This window comes from Vibrio sp. qd031, assembly GCF_002100145.1.
Lineage (GTDB): Bacteria > Pseudomonadota > Gammaproteobacteria > Enterobacterales > Vibrionaceae > Vibrio.
Map to the genome: position 1 here is coordinate 612,934 of NZ_JXQD01000025.1, position 17,483 is coordinate 630,416.

13 protein-coding genes are annotated in these 17,483 nt (G+C 44.8%); all 13 read right to left on the bottom strand.

Translation table 11 applies throughout. The features are described from left to right. Nucleotides 1–19: 19 nt before the first annotated feature. A complete protein-coding gene (locus ST37_RS14795; RefSeq protein ID WP_084887708.1) occupies nucleotides 20–1,093 on the bottom strand; it encodes a glycosyltransferase family 4 protein in 1,074 nt (357 codons plus the stop codon). Further along, nucleotides 1,093–2,634, bottom strand: coding sequence for a sigma-54 dependent transcriptional regulator (locus tag ST37_RS14800; protein WP_084887710.1), 1,542 nt, complete (start codon nucleotides 2,632–2,634; stop codon nucleotides 1,093–1,095). The genes ST37_RS14795 and ST37_RS14800 overlap by 1 nt, the downstream gene beginning before the upstream one ends. A gap of 56 nt (nucleotides 2,635–2,690) precedes the next feature. Beyond that, the gene (locus ST37_RS14805; protein WP_084887712.1) at nucleotides 2,691–3,062 is read right to left on the bottom strand and encodes an Hpt domain-containing protein; all 372 of its coding nucleotides are present in this window, start codon (nucleotides 3,060–3,062) and stop codon (nucleotides 2,691–2,693) included. Between the two features lie 88 nt (nucleotides 3,063–3,150). Then, the gene (locus ST37_RS14810) at nucleotides 3,151–3,852 is read right to left on the bottom strand and encodes an AAA family ATPase (RefSeq protein WP_084887714.1); all 702 of its coding nucleotides are present in this window, start codon (nucleotides 3,850–3,852) and stop codon (nucleotides 3,151–3,153) included. Then, complete coding sequence (locus ST37_RS14815) at nucleotides 3,852–5,963, bottom strand: SLBB domain-containing protein (protein WP_084887715.1); 2,112 nt, start codon at nucleotides 5,961–5,963, stop codon at nucleotides 3,852–3,854. Before ST37_RS14815 ends, ST37_RS14810 begins: the two co-directional genes overlap by 1 nt. Continuing rightward, nucleotides 5,960–6,775, bottom strand: coding sequence for an OmpA family protein (locus ST37_RS14820; protein WP_084887718.1), 816 nt, complete (start codon nucleotides 6,773–6,775; stop codon nucleotides 5,960–5,962). The genes ST37_RS14815 and ST37_RS14820 overlap by 4 nt, the downstream gene beginning before the upstream one ends. 75 nt (nucleotides 6,776–6,850) lie before the next feature. Next, on the bottom strand, nucleotides 6,851–7,177 hold the full coding sequence (locus ST37_RS14825; RefSeq protein ID WP_084887720.1) for an STAS domain-containing protein: 327 nt from the start codon (nucleotides 7,175–7,177) through the stop codon (nucleotides 6,851–6,853). A gap of 143 nt (nucleotides 7,178–7,320) precedes the next feature. Next, nucleotides 7,321–9,051: an ATP-binding protein gene (locus ST37_RS14830; RefSeq protein ID WP_242426309.1), complete on the bottom strand. Its 1,731-nt coding sequence runs from the start codon at nucleotides 9,049–9,051 to the stop codon at nucleotides 7,321–7,323. A gap of 20 nt (nucleotides 9,052–9,071) precedes the next feature. Then, nucleotides 9,072–9,614, bottom strand: a complete 543-nt coding sequence (locus ST37_RS14835) for a heme NO-binding domain-containing protein (RefSeq protein ID WP_084887722.1) — start codon at nucleotides 9,612–9,614, stop codon at nucleotides 9,072–9,074. Nucleotides 9,615–9,798: 184 nt separating this feature from the next. Continuing rightward, entirely contained in the window at nucleotides 9,799–10,773 is a 975-nt protein-coding gene (locus ST37_RS14840) for a TAXI family TRAP transporter solute-binding subunit (RefSeq protein WP_084887724.1), read from the bottom strand. 780 nt (nucleotides 10,774–11,553) lie between these two features. Then, complete coding sequence (locus ST37_RS14845; RefSeq protein WP_084887726.1) at nucleotides 11,554–12,339, bottom strand: ABC transporter permease; 786 nt, start codon at nucleotides 12,337–12,339, stop codon at nucleotides 11,554–11,556. A 534-nt stretch (nucleotides 12,340–12,873) separates the two neighbouring features. Further along, nucleotides 12,874–14,541 carry a methyl-accepting chemotaxis protein gene (locus tag ST37_RS14850; RefSeq protein ID WP_084887728.1) on the bottom strand — a complete coding sequence of 556 codons (1,668 nt, stop codon included), beginning with the start codon at nucleotides 14,539–14,541 and terminating at the stop codon, nucleotides 12,874–12,876. Nucleotides 14,542–15,155: 614 nt separating this feature from the next. Beyond that, a complete protein-coding gene (locus tag ST37_RS14855) occupies nucleotides 15,156–17,258 on the bottom strand; it encodes an alpha-galactosidase (RefSeq protein WP_084887730.1) in 2,103 nt (700 codons plus the stop codon). Nucleotides 17,259–17,483 lie beyond the last annotated feature (225 nt).

Genomic DNA, 17,483 nt, shown 5'->3' on the forward strand with positions numbered 1-17,483 from the left:
GGTTTATTGGTTGGTAACGCTAAGCTATAGCATAGTGATTAAGCAGCTGTGTCACAACCGCCTCTGATGAGAACTCTTCCACAACCGTTTGACGAGCGCTGCGACTTATTTTATTGAGCTGTTGCGGTGTCAACTGTTGCCAGCGTTTTACATATTGAGCCAGCTGGTCTGGAGAGTCGACTAGCCAGCCATTAATGTCGTGTGCGATTAAGCTATCCATTGCGCCCACTCGCGTGCTGACCACAGGGATCCCTCGAGCCATGGCTTCTATGGCCGTCATCGCCAACCCTTCAAATCGTGAGCTTATAACGAGCAAACCAATGTTAGACCAAGCTTCATCCATATCTGATGCAAATCCCATCAAATGGACGTTGCTACCCGATTGTAAGGTGATTTCTGAGCGCATAGGGCCGTCACCGTAAAGATGAAACTCGGTATCTGGCATTTTTGCGGCTAGTGAGACAAATGTGTCGGGGCCTTTCTCGTGGCTTAATCGTCCGACAAAGGCTACTTGTTTTCCAGTAGAAGGCTGCACGTTATTGACAGCAATAAAGTTGTTTAAGGTCGTGGTTGAATAAGGAATTTTTTGCGAAATCTGCGCACTTACGGTTAAGTTGTGTGAAGCAAGACCGGCTGTGTATCGGTCAATAAAATCATACAGCCAGACTCTGCCTTTTGGCGTTTCACCACTGTGATAGGTAATAACTGTTTTGGCATTATGTGGAGTCAATTTATTGATAATGCTCGCTTTATAGCCATGAGCATGGATAACTTTTGGCTTATGTTTTCGCGACGCCATAAACAGTTGTTTGGCCAGAGCGGGTAACGAGGTAGAGGGTTGTGCGTCGACCAGTTGATGCAAATAACGAAAACGAATATTGGCCTGTTTTAATTTGTCGATAAGCAGTGATTCTTCGTCGTGCTTAGACAGTAAAACGACCTGCGCCACTTGTCCTTGTTGTTTTAAACCTTTTGCCAGTTCTAAAACATAACTTTCGATACCGCCGAACGTTAGACTGTCTAGTAGTAACCAAATATCTGTTGCATGACGAACCACGTTACTTCCTCCGCGATAGGATGAGGTGCACTGCATTACTCTATCTCGCTCTCTTGTGCTTCCCACTGCTGTTTTTTTCGATACACCGTAGCAGGGCTCAAATCTAACAGCACTGCTGCGTTAATGACGTTACCATCGCAGTATGCGATAGCATTTTGTATGGTTTCTCTTTCGACTTCCCACATCGGTCTAACAGGTCTCGGTGTAGACGGTGGCAGCGGTTCATCCAGCATTTCTGCTGATGGCTTTGGTGCAGCAACGTCAGCGGATAACGTCTCGATAGATCCCAGCGGCGTGTTGTGTTCAACAGTGGGTGGCGATATAGCCGGAGAGACGATTGACTCAGTAAAACTGGCCCCTATAATCGCAGACTTAGCGTGCTCTGAGGCTTTTGCGCCTGTCGCCGTTTGTTGATTGAGCGGTGGCGGAAGGTGCTCTAACTCCACCGTTTTACCGTCGTTTAACACGATGATATTGCGCACAATATTTTGAAGCTGGCGGACGTTTCCTGGCCAAGAGTAGCTCGACATGACATGTTTAACGTTACTGCTTATTTTAGAAAACTGCTTTCCGTCTTGCTTGGCGTACAGTTTCACAAAATGTTCCGCTAAAGTAATAATGTCCTTTCCTCGCTCTCTAAGTGGTGGCATATCAATTGGAATAACGTGAACGCGATAGTACAAATCTTCACGAAAACGACCTTCTCTAACTTCAACCATAGGGTCTCGGTTGGTGGCACACAAGATGCGAAGATCTACCTGAATTTCTTTGCTCCCTCCAAGGGGGGTAAATCGTCCTGTTTGCAAAAAACGCAGTAATTTCTTCTGCATTTCAAGCTCCATTTCACACAGTTCATCCAAAAACAGCGTCCCGCCATCGGCCTGTTGCGCAGCGCCTTTTCGATCGGAGGTTGCGCCCGTGAACGCACCTTTAATGTGCCCAAAGATCTCGCTTTCCATTAAGTCTTTTGGGATTGCGCCACAGTTAATCGCGACAAAGGGGCGTTTCGCGCGGGTGCTTTGTTTATGAATGGCCTCTGCGCACACCTCTTTACCTGTGCCACTCTCACCATTAATGAAGATACTTGCTGTGGTGGGTGCGGCGCTTTCAATGGTTTTATACACCGCCTGCATCGGCAGACTTGATCCAATAAAGCCATGGAAGTTATGGCGATCAAATTTGGTTTCAAAGTTAGTGATCAGTTTCTCGAGTTTGGATTGCTTTAGATGAAGTGCAATAGAGGTTTTTAGTCGTTCGGCTTGAATAGGCTTCTCTAGGAAGTCATTCGCTCCCTTTTGAATAAGGGTAACCGCAATATCTACCGAGCCGTGAGCGGTTGCAACGATCACCGAAGTAGGAAGTTGTTCAGCAACAATCCAGTCAAGTATCTCTTCACCAGAGGTATCGGGTAACTTTAAATCGAGAATGATTAGGGCAGGGCGTTGGTCACGAATAAATGCTTTCGCTTTTTCACCAGTATCAACCCGAAACAGATCATAGGGTTCATCTTTGACATACTGTTGGTACAAAATAGCCAGTGAATTGGAGTCTTCTACTAGTAAAACCTTTGGTCTCATAACGTATCCTTACCAATATTCTTAACCTATATAATCCTTAATGTAGGGCTCTATGGTTAGGTATCACTACCGAGTTCGTTGGAAAACTGTTCAAGCGCTTGATGTGATGAATGCAACAGCCCAACCAAATGTTGATGATGTGTAACGGCTTCATCGAGTTTTCCTGCTAAACAGAGGTGTTCGATTTTTCGAGCCGTATGTCCAAGTGCCAAAACCCCTAACGACAGTGATGTACTGGCCAGCGAATGAACGCCAAACTCAAGTTGTTCGGTATCTTTGTCAACGATAGCTTGGTTGATCGTATTCATCCAGTCACTGGATTCGGCTCGATAACTTTCGAAAAGAAGAGGTAATACTTCTCTACCAGTATCTTCGATGATCCTTTCAAGAACAGTGTGGTCCAAAATTGGCAGAGATTGAGAACTCATACGACCCTCCTTAGTCGACAAGATATACAGAACGATAACCCAAAAATTGGCATTTCACCAAATTTGTGAGCAAATTTGATGCTATAATTTAGACTCCGTAGCGAAACAGAGAACTTCGTGTTAGGTAGCTCTTGATTTTGCTTGAGGCTCGTGACCCCACAAAAGGCAATCGGGATATAATATTGGCGATGTCCTGCGCTAATGTGTTTTGCTGATGTTGATTTAGAATGATACCGCATACATTGGCGTGGGCTTTTTCTAGCAGTGCGGTCGCGGCTTTAAGGTCGCTAGAGTTGCTTTTACCTGCCGAGACAACCAGTAGCGTCCCCTGCACCACATTCGCAATGGTGACAGTAGGGATGTTGGATTGGTTGCATTGGTTTAACGCTGTGGTGTCGACGATAATTTTGTCGTACTCGGTTTGCCATTTCTCAATGCTTTTCATTAGACTGATAGGATCTCTAAATGCCAGTTGTCGCTCTAGTGTAGCAGGGGCTTGGATCCCAGAAAAAAAATGCTGACTCTGATTATGGCGAATAAATTCTGGCGTACTTCCTTCAACCTGTGTCTTACTAGGCAGTACAAAAGCATCAAAGCTGGGGTTAAACAAGTTAAAGTCGACCAACAATGTTTTGTAACCTGCCAGTAAGTAACGCTCGGTAAGAGCCATAGCCACGCTAGTCGCACCTGCTCCAGACTTGTCAGCGGTCACGCACAGGGTATCAATCTTATCCAGCTCAAGCTGAATGAAGATTTGTTCAATCTCTGACAACGTCGCAGATAGGCTCATTATAACGCTCCAATCAACACTATAGTGGTTACGATTTTGAATACATCATCTAGGCTGTTGCGAGCTTTTTGAGCAAAGCTCTCTTTTTCATGAGGAACGTACACCGTATCTCCAGCGCGAATAACAGGAAGCTGTCTAAAGTTAGCCGTTTTACTAAATTCGATAAGGTCAAAAATGCGTGCTTGGTTTTGACAACATGATAGGTTCACAATGCTGATCTTCTCTAAATAGGCAAACTCACTGGTGCCCCCTGCTTCGGCAAGCAAATCTAGAACCGTCATGTTGTCGTCAAAGTTATAGCGGCCAGGGTTATTGACTGCTCCTAACACGCGTACGGTGGTCTCTTTAGGAGTATCGAGCCAGTTTTTAGATTTCTCCGGAATGTATATGGTGTCTCCCGGTACGACAACAGGCAATAGTGATTCGTCCCCTGTTTCAAAGTAAAGCGATAGATTGAGTTTGCTGACTTGCGCGTGTGCCTTGTTACGATGAGTTACGCGAACATTATGGATATCGGCATCTTTAGTTGGGCCATCCGCGGCCGACAAAATGTCGAGAAAATGCATCTCATTAGTGAAGCGATAGCGACCTGGAGAGTTAACTTGTCCAAAGACGTAAATAGACGCATCAGAGCTTTGACGGACCCACTGGGATTTATTGTCAGACGGATCTTGTGGTAAGTCGTGTACTCGGACGATAGCACCGGCCGAAATTTGCGGAAGCTCACTCACCTGAGCGCCGTTTTTGATGTAATTGTCGAGGTCAAATATCACTACCGGTCCACGCCCTGATGCAATCTCAATTTTTGTGGTATCGGCGCGCAATGTAGGTCCGCCAACGTGAGCCAGTAAATCCATTAGATCCATCTCACTGGACCATTCAATGCGTCCAGGTCTAACGACTTCACCAATCACTTTCACGGCTCGACTCGGAGCCACTTTAAGCCATGACTTCTCATTCATGTCGGTTTTTTCAGGAACAAATAGTGCGTCACCAGCTTCAATTGCAGGGGGCATTTGATTGGTCAGCCCCTCCGAGTAGGCGGTAAGGTCAAAACGAATAACGCGACCATTTGCTTTAATTAGTCTAATTTGACGAGATTCGGCAAAGCGCGTCGGGCCGCCTGCGTTTGCCAGAATATCCATAAAGGTAGCGCCTTTGTTTCCCTCATAGGCACCAGGAAAAGCCACTTCTCCCATCACATACACAGTATTGGCGCCAGATTTGATCTCTTCTTCCATTTTTGGCACAAATACAGTCGCGCCAGCTTCGATGTTAGGTAATAGGCTTTCGTCGCCTGTGTCTAAATAGCGTTTTAAGTTAAACAACGCAGGGGTGTTTCCTGAAATCACGCGGATCTGCTCTACGCTGGCGTAGCGTGTAACGCCGCCAGAGCGCATCAACAAGTCCACTAGGTTCATCTCTTGTTTGTAGCTAAAAGAGCCAGGTGCATTCACTTCACCAAAGACTTTAATTGCGGTGCGGCTGTCGGCGCTGTCACCGGCATTGGCTAGCTTTGCGGCGTCAAATTCTTGTTCGATGTTGCCGACAAGCGGTGATGCTGGAACAAACAACGTATCCAATGAAGCCAGCTTAGGCAGTGTACTGTTCACGCCCGTATCCAAAAACTGTTTATAGTTAAATAGTTTTACTTCGCCCGCTCGCTTTAGCTGTAGGCGGTCTAATTGCGCACCAGCACGCAAGCCACCTGCGGCGTAAATCGCCATTTGCACCGTCGCGTTGTCAGCCAGAGTATATTCACCTGGGTTTTGCACGTAACCTTGCACTGAAATCAAGATTTGTCGCTTAGCCACAAACACTCTTAATGTGTTGAGATCCCGATAGACTTGGCTTAATTGCTCACGCACTGCTTTGTCTAATTGGTCATCTTTGTAACCGGCAACGTAAATTGGACCAACTTCAGGCAGCTCAATTCGGCCTGTTTTATCCACCTGAAAGGCTCTATTTAGACTGGCTTCACCAGGTAGGTTTATCTGCACGCTATCGCCAATTTGCACTGAGTTTGCGCTGGCAAAAGCAGAATAGCTGATTAACACGGCAATGATCGCGATGCGGCGAATGAGGGTGAGTGTAAGCGGTAAGATGCTCATTGGTTGCCTCCTGTCGAACTGGTCGATACAACATCAATGCTGACTCGGCGGTTAGTCAGTTTGGTTGCTACGCTTTCACCTTCAAAAAGAGGTAGCGTATCGCCAACAGAAAGGGTTTGAATGCGCATAGGTGGTAGACCAAACACAGTTAAGTAGCGTTTGACTTGGTCTGCGCGACCCATCGCTAGCTTATCGTTGTATTGAGCATCGCCAGTGGCATCAGCGTGACCGGTCACACGTAAATTTAAGTTGGGATATTGGTTAAGCAGTGTAGTTGCTTTGGCTAGGTGACCCATGTACTTTGGATTAATCTCAATCGAGTCTATAGCAAACTGATTATCAATGTTCAGCAGTTCCACCAGTTCAGTGATCACGGCAACTTCGTTTTGAAATGCAGCATTATGTTCTGGTGGGACGCAACTTGCTTGAGAGCGCACGTAATCGAGCTGATTTTCCAGTTTGGCTAGGTTTTTTCTCTGGATCACAATGTCATTGGCGGCATCAAGAAGCAATTGTCCTTCAAGCTCTCTTACAATGCGATTTTCTTTGGTTTTTGCTTGGACGACGGCCGCTGGAAAACACCACTCTGCGCCTTTTTGGATCAATGAGTCCAAATGCAGTTTGGTTAAATGAAAGTCAAAACGTAGGCCATGTTCCGGTCCCAGTGGCTCATCGGGCATCACGGGAGAGAAGTCTGACGCAGAGGCAAATTCACCTAAACCACCTTGGCCGTGGTCAGGATAGCTGGCACAACCGATAATGGTTGCAGCCAGCATTGATACAGACACGTTTTTTATAGTTAGATTAGCCATACTGTCGTTCTCCGTTGAGCGCAATTTTGTTGATTATTACTGTGTCGAAAAAGTTTGGGGGAAATAGCTGTGGTGCTATACCTGTGTTGCAACAGCGTTTAATGGGATTGCCTGACCTATGCGCAGCAGCTCCATCATTTTTAGCGGCTGTCCATGAGCATTACAGATGCTCAAGCTTCTATTGCGTTCATACAGGCGCTTGTAAAAGTAGACAATGGTGCCAATGCCAGAGGTATCGAGAAAATCTACGTGCTCGAGATCGATGCAGATGTGCTCGTGGCTGTCGTCGGTAAGTAGCTTATCGATACAGACTTGAGCTTCTTTTATGGTTTGAGCGTCAAAGTCTCCAATGACACAGAGTGATAGCGAGGTGTTATCTACTGGGGTGATTTGCAGTTCCATAATCCTGTCTCCTAACTGTGTTCTTGCGAATGCAATGTAGTTAGAGCAGATTACGTGCCAAAATATATTTTATATTATATTCAATGCCTTATAGCCTATTTCTCATATTGAGAAATAGGATTTTGGGATTATTCTCATTTTGATTATTCGTCTAATAACCATTTTGAGAGGACATTTGAGAGTTCAGTCGATGTATACGGCTTGGTTAAAATGTCATCCATGCCTGATTCAAAACAGAGTTCGCGCTCTGCAGCTGTCGTGCTAGCGGTGAGGGCAACGATTGGCAAAGTGAATCCGAGCTGCCGAATTTTGCTGGTGGTTTCAAATCCGTCCATACCTGGCATACGGCAATCCATTAGGATCAAATCGTAGTGGCTTGCTTTGACAGCGTCGAGCGCGTCGATACCACTGGCCATGATATCGGGGGTGATACCAATTTTGATTAACATCTGCTTGATGATGATCTGGTTTACCGTAATATCTTCGACCACCAAAATTTTGGTACTTTGCGGTAACTCTGTGGTGCGTTGTTTGGTTGTTTGGGCGAGGGATGGGGCCGATTGCTCTGCCTTATGCAGTGGTAAGTGACCGTAAAAGCGAGTCCCGACATTCACTTCGCTTTCAAACTGAATGTCTCCACCCATTAATTCGAGCAATTGATTACATATTGCTAACCCAAGCCCTGTACCCTCAAAATTGCGTTTGCTTGAGCGATCGGCCTGAGTGAAAGGTTGAAACAATTTATCAAAGTCAGAAGCATTGATCCCAATACCACTGTCACTAACCTCAAAGCTTAATATGTTGTTATGCCAACTAAACTTAACGGAGACAAAACCACGGTCTGTGAAACGTATAGCATTGCCAATAAGGTTAACGAACACTTGAGTAATACGCTCGCGATCTCCATTGACGAGACTTGGTAGCGACGTGTCACTATCGATACTAAGCTCTAACGATTTTTCAATCGCTTTCTGGGAAAATATACTGCGTAAAGTGTTAATTAAGCTGCACATTTCAAAGTTGTTCGGGATCAGCTCAAACATACCGGTGTTGATCTTACTGAAGTCGAGCAGGTCGTTAATGATGACCCTTAAAAATTGGCCAGATTGTGACAAGTTGTTGAGTAAAACATCTTGCTGAGCATCGAGAGGGGTTTGAGACAGTAATTCTGCGCTTCCCAATAAACCATTGAGTGGGGTTCGTAACTCGTGGTTGATCATCGCTAAGAAATCACGGGTAGACTGCTCTGATTGTTCGGCTTTTTTGCGAGATTCGATGTTCCTATCAATGATAAGCTGCCGGTTTACTGCACCAGCCAAGAGGGCCGCAACTAATTGAAATGAGCGCTGAACAAATTCTAAATCATAATCGGTTTCTATGACTTCTACACTCAGAATACCAATGTCTTCTTGCTTCGCCATCAGTCGAATATGCAACACGCGATCTTGCCATTGGGTTTCGGCAACGTCTTGCGCAATGGCACTAGACCCGTAATGTGGCTTTTGTAACTCGAGATTGAGTTTAGGGTTAAGCTTGACGTAACTGGAACAAATAAGCGGGGTTTGGGTGAGTCTGCGGACTAAGTTTGAGATTAAAACGTCGTCTAAGTGGTGGTTTAGAAACGCTCTGCCAAAGTAAATGAGCAACGCATCTATATGTCGCTGAAACTCAAGTTTAAGCATGTTCTGCTGTGATGAACGTTCGAGCTGGGCAACCGCAACTTCAAGCTTTTGATTAGCTTGAAATAACTCTAGACTCTTTTGCTCTAACAACTGCTCAGCCTGTTTTCGCGAGGCTATTTCTCGCGCTAACTTACGGTCAAGAGCGCGGGGTGAGACAGTGTTATTGTGCGGCTCAGGTATTTTGCTTTCCACGCCTAATCCTTAGCAGATACTCATGCAATTAGATTTACCACAAAACGAACTTCGCTTCCTTGCTCGTTAAGCGATTGAGATCCAATCTCTACCTGCTGGTCAAAGTGTTTTGCGCACCCTTTAAGTAGCCCAATACAGACATGACCCATGCAACGTGCACTAGAGTAATCGAACACCAGTTGTGTTTCTGTTTCTGATACAAAATCAAATTTTGGCGGGTTAGCATCTGGATACAGTTTTCTCACTTCTACATGGATGTATTCTTCTACATGGCGAACGAAGTCAAAACAGTGAGTGCAATCTAAAATGCCCGCATTATCAGGTAGCGTGTTCAGTAAACTGATAAAAACGGTTTCACCAAACACTTCTTGCAAGGCTTCCGCAGGGATATCGGTGGTTTTGCTTAGATTAACAATCAGTTTTACTAAACTTTGGTGATCGTAACTGCCTACTGAGGTGTAAACACCTTGATCTTCAGAAAGATCGAGTACTTTATCTAGTGTTTCTAGACCAAATTGTTGCTCTACAAGCTCTAAAAACTCAGTGAAAATTATTCCTTTCATGTCACCATCCTTAGTGATGTTGGTATCGCCTATAGTATTGAGTTTAGTCCAAAAATACTAGGTTACTTCACGCTGTACACTAAAGTTATCATAACAGCGATCCATGTAACGCTAATGACACCCATAGCGTAAAAAAAACGGCCCACATATGTGGGCCGCAGTAGTAGATTACAGAACGAGGGGATTACTGTACAAGACCCACTTCTTTGTAATATTTTAGTGCGCCTGGGTGAAGGGGTGCAGTTAGACCATCTTTTACCATCTCTTCTTTCTTCAGATTAGAGAAAGCAGGGTGCAATTTCTTAAAGGTATCGAAGTTTTCGAATACTGCTTTAACGATATGATAAACGGTTTCATCTGGTACATTGGTAGAAGAAACGAAGGTTGCACCAACACCAAATGTCATGGTGTCTGCATCGTTACCGTTGTACATACCGCCAGGGACAGTTGCTGTACGGTAGTAGCTGTTGTCGCTGATCAGTGCGTCAACTTTCTCACCAGAAACGTTAACGATTACGCTATCACATGAAGTCGTTGCTTCTTTGATTGCGCCACTTGGGTGACCCACTACGTACACCATTGCATCAATTTTGTTGTCACACAGTGCTTTAGATTGCTCAGACGCTTTAAGTTCTGACGCAAGTTTAAAGTCACCTTTATCCCAACCGTAACGCTCCATCAGCACTTCCATTGTCCCGCGCTGGCCTGAGCCGGGGTTACCAATGTTTACGCGCTTACCTTTTAGGTCTTCAAATGTTTTGATACCGGCATCGGCGCGAGCAACCACGGTGAACGGTTCTGGGTGAACGGAGAATACCGCACGTAAATCGTTGTATGGACCCGCATCAGAAAATTTGCTAGTACCATTGTAGCCATGGTACTGCCAATCTGACTGAGCGATACCTAGGTCAAGCTCGCCTGCTTTAATGGTATTGATGTTGTAAATCGAACCACCGGTACTTTCTACTGAACAGCGAATGCCATGGTCTGCACGAGACTTATTAACTAGACGACAAATAGCACCACCGGTTGGGTAATAAACGCCAGTTACGCCACCAGTACCAATAGTTACGAAGCTTTGGTTAGCGGTAGCGACTGATGAAAATCCAAGAGCTAATGCTAGACCTGTAGCGGTCAGTAATCCTGTTTTGCGATTCATAATTTTCCCTTTAATTGAGTTCTTCTCTGTTTCTAACAACAGTGTAGACCAGAATTAGTTTGTGCAACAAATCCTAGAGCTATCTATAAAAACAGTTGCTTAGCGCAACTAATTTCGATCACATTAAAGCATAGCAAAGCTAGTTCACGTGTGCTTTAACCTCAAATTTTGTGGGTATTTTGTGACTGAAACTATAGTTTTGAACATTTTCTTCTTAATCACTAAAATATTTTCCTATCTAACTAAGCGCTTAAAAATAGGTTTTCTGTTTAACAGATGAGAGCAATGCACAAATTTTAATCGGGGATTTGGCCTAACCTAGATTTAGTGTTCAGATTCTGGTTCATCAACCGCCCATTCACCATTATGGAAGGTTGTCAATTTAGACGGCAGCTCACAATAAGTGGCCAATGAGACGGCATATTCACAAGGGACTTCGCTTGGAGGCGGGAATGCAATACGATCTTATGCTTCTAACCGTTGTCACGAAAAAGCGACGTTATACTCTGTACTATAGTAACGTTACCCGTTAGATAACAACCTTACACCCGACAATCCGCTTCTTTCTCTGTGCCAGATACATTGGCTTCAGGTCGTGCCGTTTGTGGACGTTGGTGAGCGAGCGCCTTAGTACACTGCGACTGAGCAATTTTCTAGTTTCAAATACCATGCTGTAGTCTCTTTTCGAGTATTCGCTGCGAGGTTAGTGGTACGATTCGATTACGCTCAATGTCCGGAAGGAAGTACCCTGTGGTTAATAACAGGGCATCGAATATAGCGCTATTTATGCTCAAGTCTATTCGCACCTGATTGGGATAAGTTTAACTTAAGTAGCATCTCTATTGAGACAGTTGTCGCGATGGTCATCATAATAAAAATAGCCATCATGATCACAAGCTGATATTTGATGGCAATGAGTGGTGAAACACCGCCTAAAATCTGCCCTGTCATCATTCCAGGTAGCGACACCAAACCAGTAGTCGATATGGTTGCCAACGTTGGCGCAAACGCACTTTTAAGTGCATCTTGAACAAATGGTTGGCATGCATAGCGCCCGCTAACTCCTAATGCTATTGCACCTTGATATTCCATTTCTCGTTCTGAGAAAGCTTTGGTCAGTGTTTTAAGCGCAATTATTATAGCGCTCATGCTGTTGCCCAGTAACATTCCTCCCATTGGGATGAGGTATTGAGAGCTATACAGCGGTGTTGGTTGGATTAACAACACGACAGTGATACATAATACCGGAAATAGCCCACAACAGAGCCCGACCACGACGCAAGCTAAGGCTTGCTTACGAAGTAACTGCGCTTTAGTGGTGATGGCACTCCCACCCACCAAGGCCATCACTATTAACCAGCTAATATTGATGACAATACTATCTAGGGTAAATAGAAACTCTAAGTAAAGCCCGACAAGAAATAGTTGAATGGCCATTCTTGCGATGCTAATCAGTGCATCTCTGCTTATATTGAGTCGATAGCATTGGCTGATCCCAAGGGGTATGAGAAGCAGGGTGCTAAAAAGGCCAAGATCAAGCCATGCAATGTCTAAAGATTGCTGCATTGAAGGTCTCTTAGATATTTGAACGAAGGTGTAGTGTAGAAGTGCACACTTACTCTGGCAATGCTTTTGCTAGGTAGGTTTTTGAATTGGTTTGAAAGTCGTTTGAACTGTATAGCAAAAACGCAGCTTTATGCTGCGTTTAATCGGTAATCACTGAGTAATTAGTCACTCGGTTTGCACATGTATTCTGCCCGCCACATTAGGGGTGAGTGGTGTTTGATAATAGACAGCAATTGTGTACCGTTCATTTGCGGGATAGACAATTGAATTTTAGGCTCGTTATTACCCCTCGAATAGGCACTAATACGAGTAAATATGGCATTACTATGCGATTTAAGCGTCGATTTATTGAGACATAGTCCGTAGCAGTCGCGTTGCATGTGTACCTCCCATATATTGCGCAATCGTTTTCGTCGCCTTCTGAACTAATATTAGCCACTTTTTCGCAAGTAGGGGAAGTGAATTTGTAAGCAAAAATTATAAAATCGCCCAATATTGATCTCGATCAATATTGGGCGAAACTTGAACTAAATTTTACAATGTGAACTGTGCAACAAGTTGAGTAAGTTCATTAGCTTTTGTTTGTAAAGTGTGGCTTCTATCACGGTTAGACTGCGCCATCTCTTCAGATTGTTGACTTTGATCGGCAATCGCTACGATACGTTGCGAAATGTCTTGTCCAACGATGCTCTGCTCTTCTGTAGCCGTCGCAATTAAGTCGTTCATGTCCATGATGGTATGAATTGAATGCTGAATAGACTCTAGTGCAACTTTTGCCTGTTCTGATTCTTCGACCGATGCCTCACCACGTTGGGTACTTGAATCCATAGCACTTACCGCAGCATCTGATGCCGCTTTGAGGCTTTCTATCATGTCATGGATTTCACCGGTACTTTCTTGAGTGCGACTGGCAAGTTGACGAACTTCGTCGGCAACGACCGCAAACCCACGACCTTGCTCACCTGCACGTGCAGCTTCAATTGCAGCGTTAAGCGCCAACAAGTTCGTTTGCTCAGCAATGCCCTGAATTACCGATAGGGCTGCTGAGATGTTTTGAACATCTTCTTCGAGCTGAGAGATTACCGTATTAGCTTGGGAGACTTCAGTGGCAAGTTCGGTTACAGTATTGGCTGCAGTGATTACTGTATCCATGGCTTCTTTAGCGTTTGTTTCTGCTTCTTGCGCTGCGCTTGCGGCTTGGTTCGCGTTTCCAGAAATCTCGTGCGCAGTGGTGGTCATTTCCGTCATTGCAGTGGCTGCTTGCTCAGTTTCTTGACGCTGCGACTGGCTAACTTGCTGTACTTCGTTCGCGGTTTTGTTCATCTGCTCCGTTTCATCTTGAACGTTTACCGAGACCTCTCTCACCATAGTGATTATGGAATGCAAGTTACCTAGGAAGTGGTTAAAGTCGCTAGCTAACCTACTGAACTCAGGAATTTGTGAATCGTTAATGCGCGCCTTAAGGTCAGCATCACCAGACGCGAAGCGTGCTACTGACGTGCTAAATTCGTTAAGTGGGGTGCTAATGGAACGGTAAATGAAGAGCCCAAACGCCAGTGACAGCACACTGACTGCAATACACATAAGTATCGTTTCCCAGAGCACTTCTTTTTGTTTTTCTGCGGCCTGCGCTTGCATTTTCGCGAGGGTAGCATCAATAGAGTCGGTGTAAAAGCCTGTACCAACGATCATATCCCATTCTGGCACGTAAATGGTGTAACCCATTTTGGGCAAAGATTGAGTTTGCCCTAGTTTAGGGAAGTAGTAAGTGGTAATAGTGGATTCACCGCGTTTTGCGCGCTCAACAAGCTGCTGAATAAATAGATTACCCTCTGTGTCGCGAGAATTCCAAAAGTTGTCTCCGATACCAGCGTCGCTCTTACCTAACAGTAAACGAGTCCCTTTCGAGTCGTAGGCGAAGTAGTAGCCAGTTGGACCAAAAGCGAGGTTTTTTAAAAGTGATAAAGCTTGTTCTTTAGTACCATTGTTTTGACGAAGATCGGCGAGTGATGTTTCTGCAACCTCAACCAGCGAGCGAAGTTCGATACGCTTCATTTCCATCATCTGTTCTTCAGCAGACGCCATTTGTTGCTCAGTTAATAACTTGGCTTCATATTGAGTAAACGCTAGCATCGATATCGATATGATCAATATTGGGATGAGCGTCAAAGCGACTAAACGCTGTCGAATTGTGAGTTTCATAAGTTGTTCCTTTACCAAAAAATTCGGGGTAATGAGTGCATCCGACGTTTAATTTTTATAATTGCACCGGATACAAATTGTTACACTTTTCCGGTGTCTACTTATCTATCGACCTCAACAGCAAAACATTGAGTGGAATTTTTAACCGAACATTCAGAATATGAATAATAAAATCTTGTTCTATCCATAATGAGTAGGCGTTTATATGGCGAGGTTCAGGCAGTATATTAAGATATGTATGGAAACGTTTCATAACGTCATGGAAATACAATAAAACAACGCCCTTAGTAGTGTTGATCTACTATGGGCGTTGTTGTCGAGTAATCCTGGTTAATCAATAGGCAGCATTAGATGTTAGGGGTAGCGGAGCATCTAACTCGTACGCGCCACGCTTCACTCAATTCACAGGATACTACGTCGTAGGGGGGCTTTCTCTGAACTGCACACTGAACAGAGTTCAGCGAATGCTTTTGACATTGTTGTAGAGCTCCAATTCAACTTTTGCTTCAAAGCGCGTAAATACCAGATAGGCGGCCTAAAACATAAAACCCCACTACATAAAGTGTGTTGTGGGTATGAAGTTATTGCGGGCATTATTAACATCCTGGGATAATTTAGAGTTTTTGTAAATGCACCATTAGCGCGGATTCAGGGTCAAGAATAGGCAGTGTTAAACCAATTTCTTTGAGGTTGTCGCCACTTAGAGTGAGCGTTTTGTCTAACCATTTGGGACGCTGTTTCATTAGCTGGAAACTGGTTTGTGGCATCTCTACTAACTTCACTTGGTACTTAGCGTTAATGTCGGCACAACTGATCCGAAGTGGCGAAGGAAGCGCATGATCTAGCATGGCTAATTGACATACTGTGATCAGCATTTCGTTGTCGCTTTCCACTCCATATATATTCTGGTTTTTATCCGCAGGATCGATCCTAAAGCTTCGGCCGCCGTGCAACAGATGACGATATTGCTTGTGCAAGGCGATATATCGAGAAAATGCCGCTTTTTCTTGAGTAGACTCTTTTACCGGATCCAACTCCACGCCCATATGACCGCTTAATGCTGTCACACCGCGCATGTTAATACCGTGTCGACGGTTGGTTGAGTGGCACTCTGCAGGTCCAATATGCGCTCCCATCACTTCTGGTGGGAAGAAATAACTCATGCCTTTCTGGATGGCTTGACGCTCTAGGGCATCGTTACAATCAGATGCCCAAAAACGCTGAGTACGTTTAAGAATTTCAAAATCGATGCGACCGCCACCGGATGAACAGGATTCAATTTCGACATTGTTGTGCGCGTGATTGAGAGCATCGACTAATCGATACAAGGCGTGAGTTTGTCCATGAACCGCTGGGCGGCCCTGATGCCCTGGCTGGACGAGTTCACGGTTCATGTCCCATTTAAGGTAAGTGATGTTGTAACGAGTGAGCAGATCGTTAAGTCGCTCAAACAAATAATTAAAGCAGTCGGGATTTTGCAAGTCGAGAACGTATTGCCAGCGACCAGACGGCTGATGATACCCTTTAAGGCCTAGCACCCAATCAGGGTGGTTGCGGTAAAGGTTGGAATCTTCACTGACCATTTCTGGCTCAACCCATAGACCGAACTCCATACCTTGCTGATTTACGTGCTCAATGACAGGCTCCAAACCATTAGGGTATTTTTGTTCGTCTAAATACCAATCACCCAAGGCTGCTCGCTCACCGTCGCGGCCGATAAACCAGCCGTCGTCAATGATGAATCGCTCTACACCCATCTCTGCGGCTTCAGAGGCCATTTTTTTGATGTATTCTGGTTTGTGGTCAAAATAGATCCCTTCCCAAGTATTAAGGTGAACCGGGCGGGGTTTTTTAACCGGAAAAGATACAATATTGTCACGTACAAATTGCTGAAAGCGTTGGGAAATACCGTTGAGACCTGTTTGACTGTAGCAGCCATACAGCCAAGGTGTTTGATACTGAGTGTCTACATCTAATATCGACTCTCCTGATAAAAGCAATTCACCAGCCTGAACAAAACGTCGTCCGTCACTGCGAACGTCTGCGCGCATTTGATGGTTACCACTCCAACCTAAGTGAAAACCCCAAACTTGACCCAGTTGTTCACTAAATCCGTTACTGCCGACAAACAGACCCGGAAAGTTTTCGTGGGATGTTCTGCCGCGACGGTTTTCTTGTATAAACCCGCCGTGCTCAAAGCGTTGACGCTGAGTTTGGAACTCGTGGCACCATCGACCATGAAAGGTCATGAGCTCGTTAGCATGAGTAGGTAATGGCAGGGTAGAGGAGAGCTTTCCAAGATAGTAGTTGCTGTTGCCCGTATTTCTCACGGTCACTCGTTTTTGAACCACATCGGTAGCGTGATCCAATTTGATCTCAACGGTCAACTCGAGCTGAGCAACCTCGTCATTCATGACAAATGTGGCGTGATTGTTCTCAATCTTGGTAGAGCAAAGCTGAAAAACGGGTGCCCAGTCATAACCATCTCGATGGCCTTCAATACCTGGTGCATTAAAGTGGCCACTTCCTAATTCAGGACACAATGACAGCGGAACGTCGACATCAAGGCGCGCCTGTGAAATAGGACGCTCTGTTGATAGCAGCAAGTCTTCATCAATGTGTGCAATCTTAGCCCCCCAGTGAAGAATCTCTGGCACTTTATCTGTCTTGATGATCAGACTGTGGTTTTTGCTTTGCAGATGTAAAAATTTTGTCATACCAAACTCTTTATGTTTACGTAAACATTATCTGCTCGCAATAGTGCGTCAGTGACAAAAATTTAGTAGCGAAAATGGCGCTATATGTGATCTATATACATTGTAGACTGACCAAAATTAGCTCTAGATCGACTGTTTTCGAGAACAATTTGTAGTGTTTTCGAAAACATTTTTAGAGGTGGTACACAGTTCGAAAAGTGCAGTTGGAGTAACATCGACGAGTAG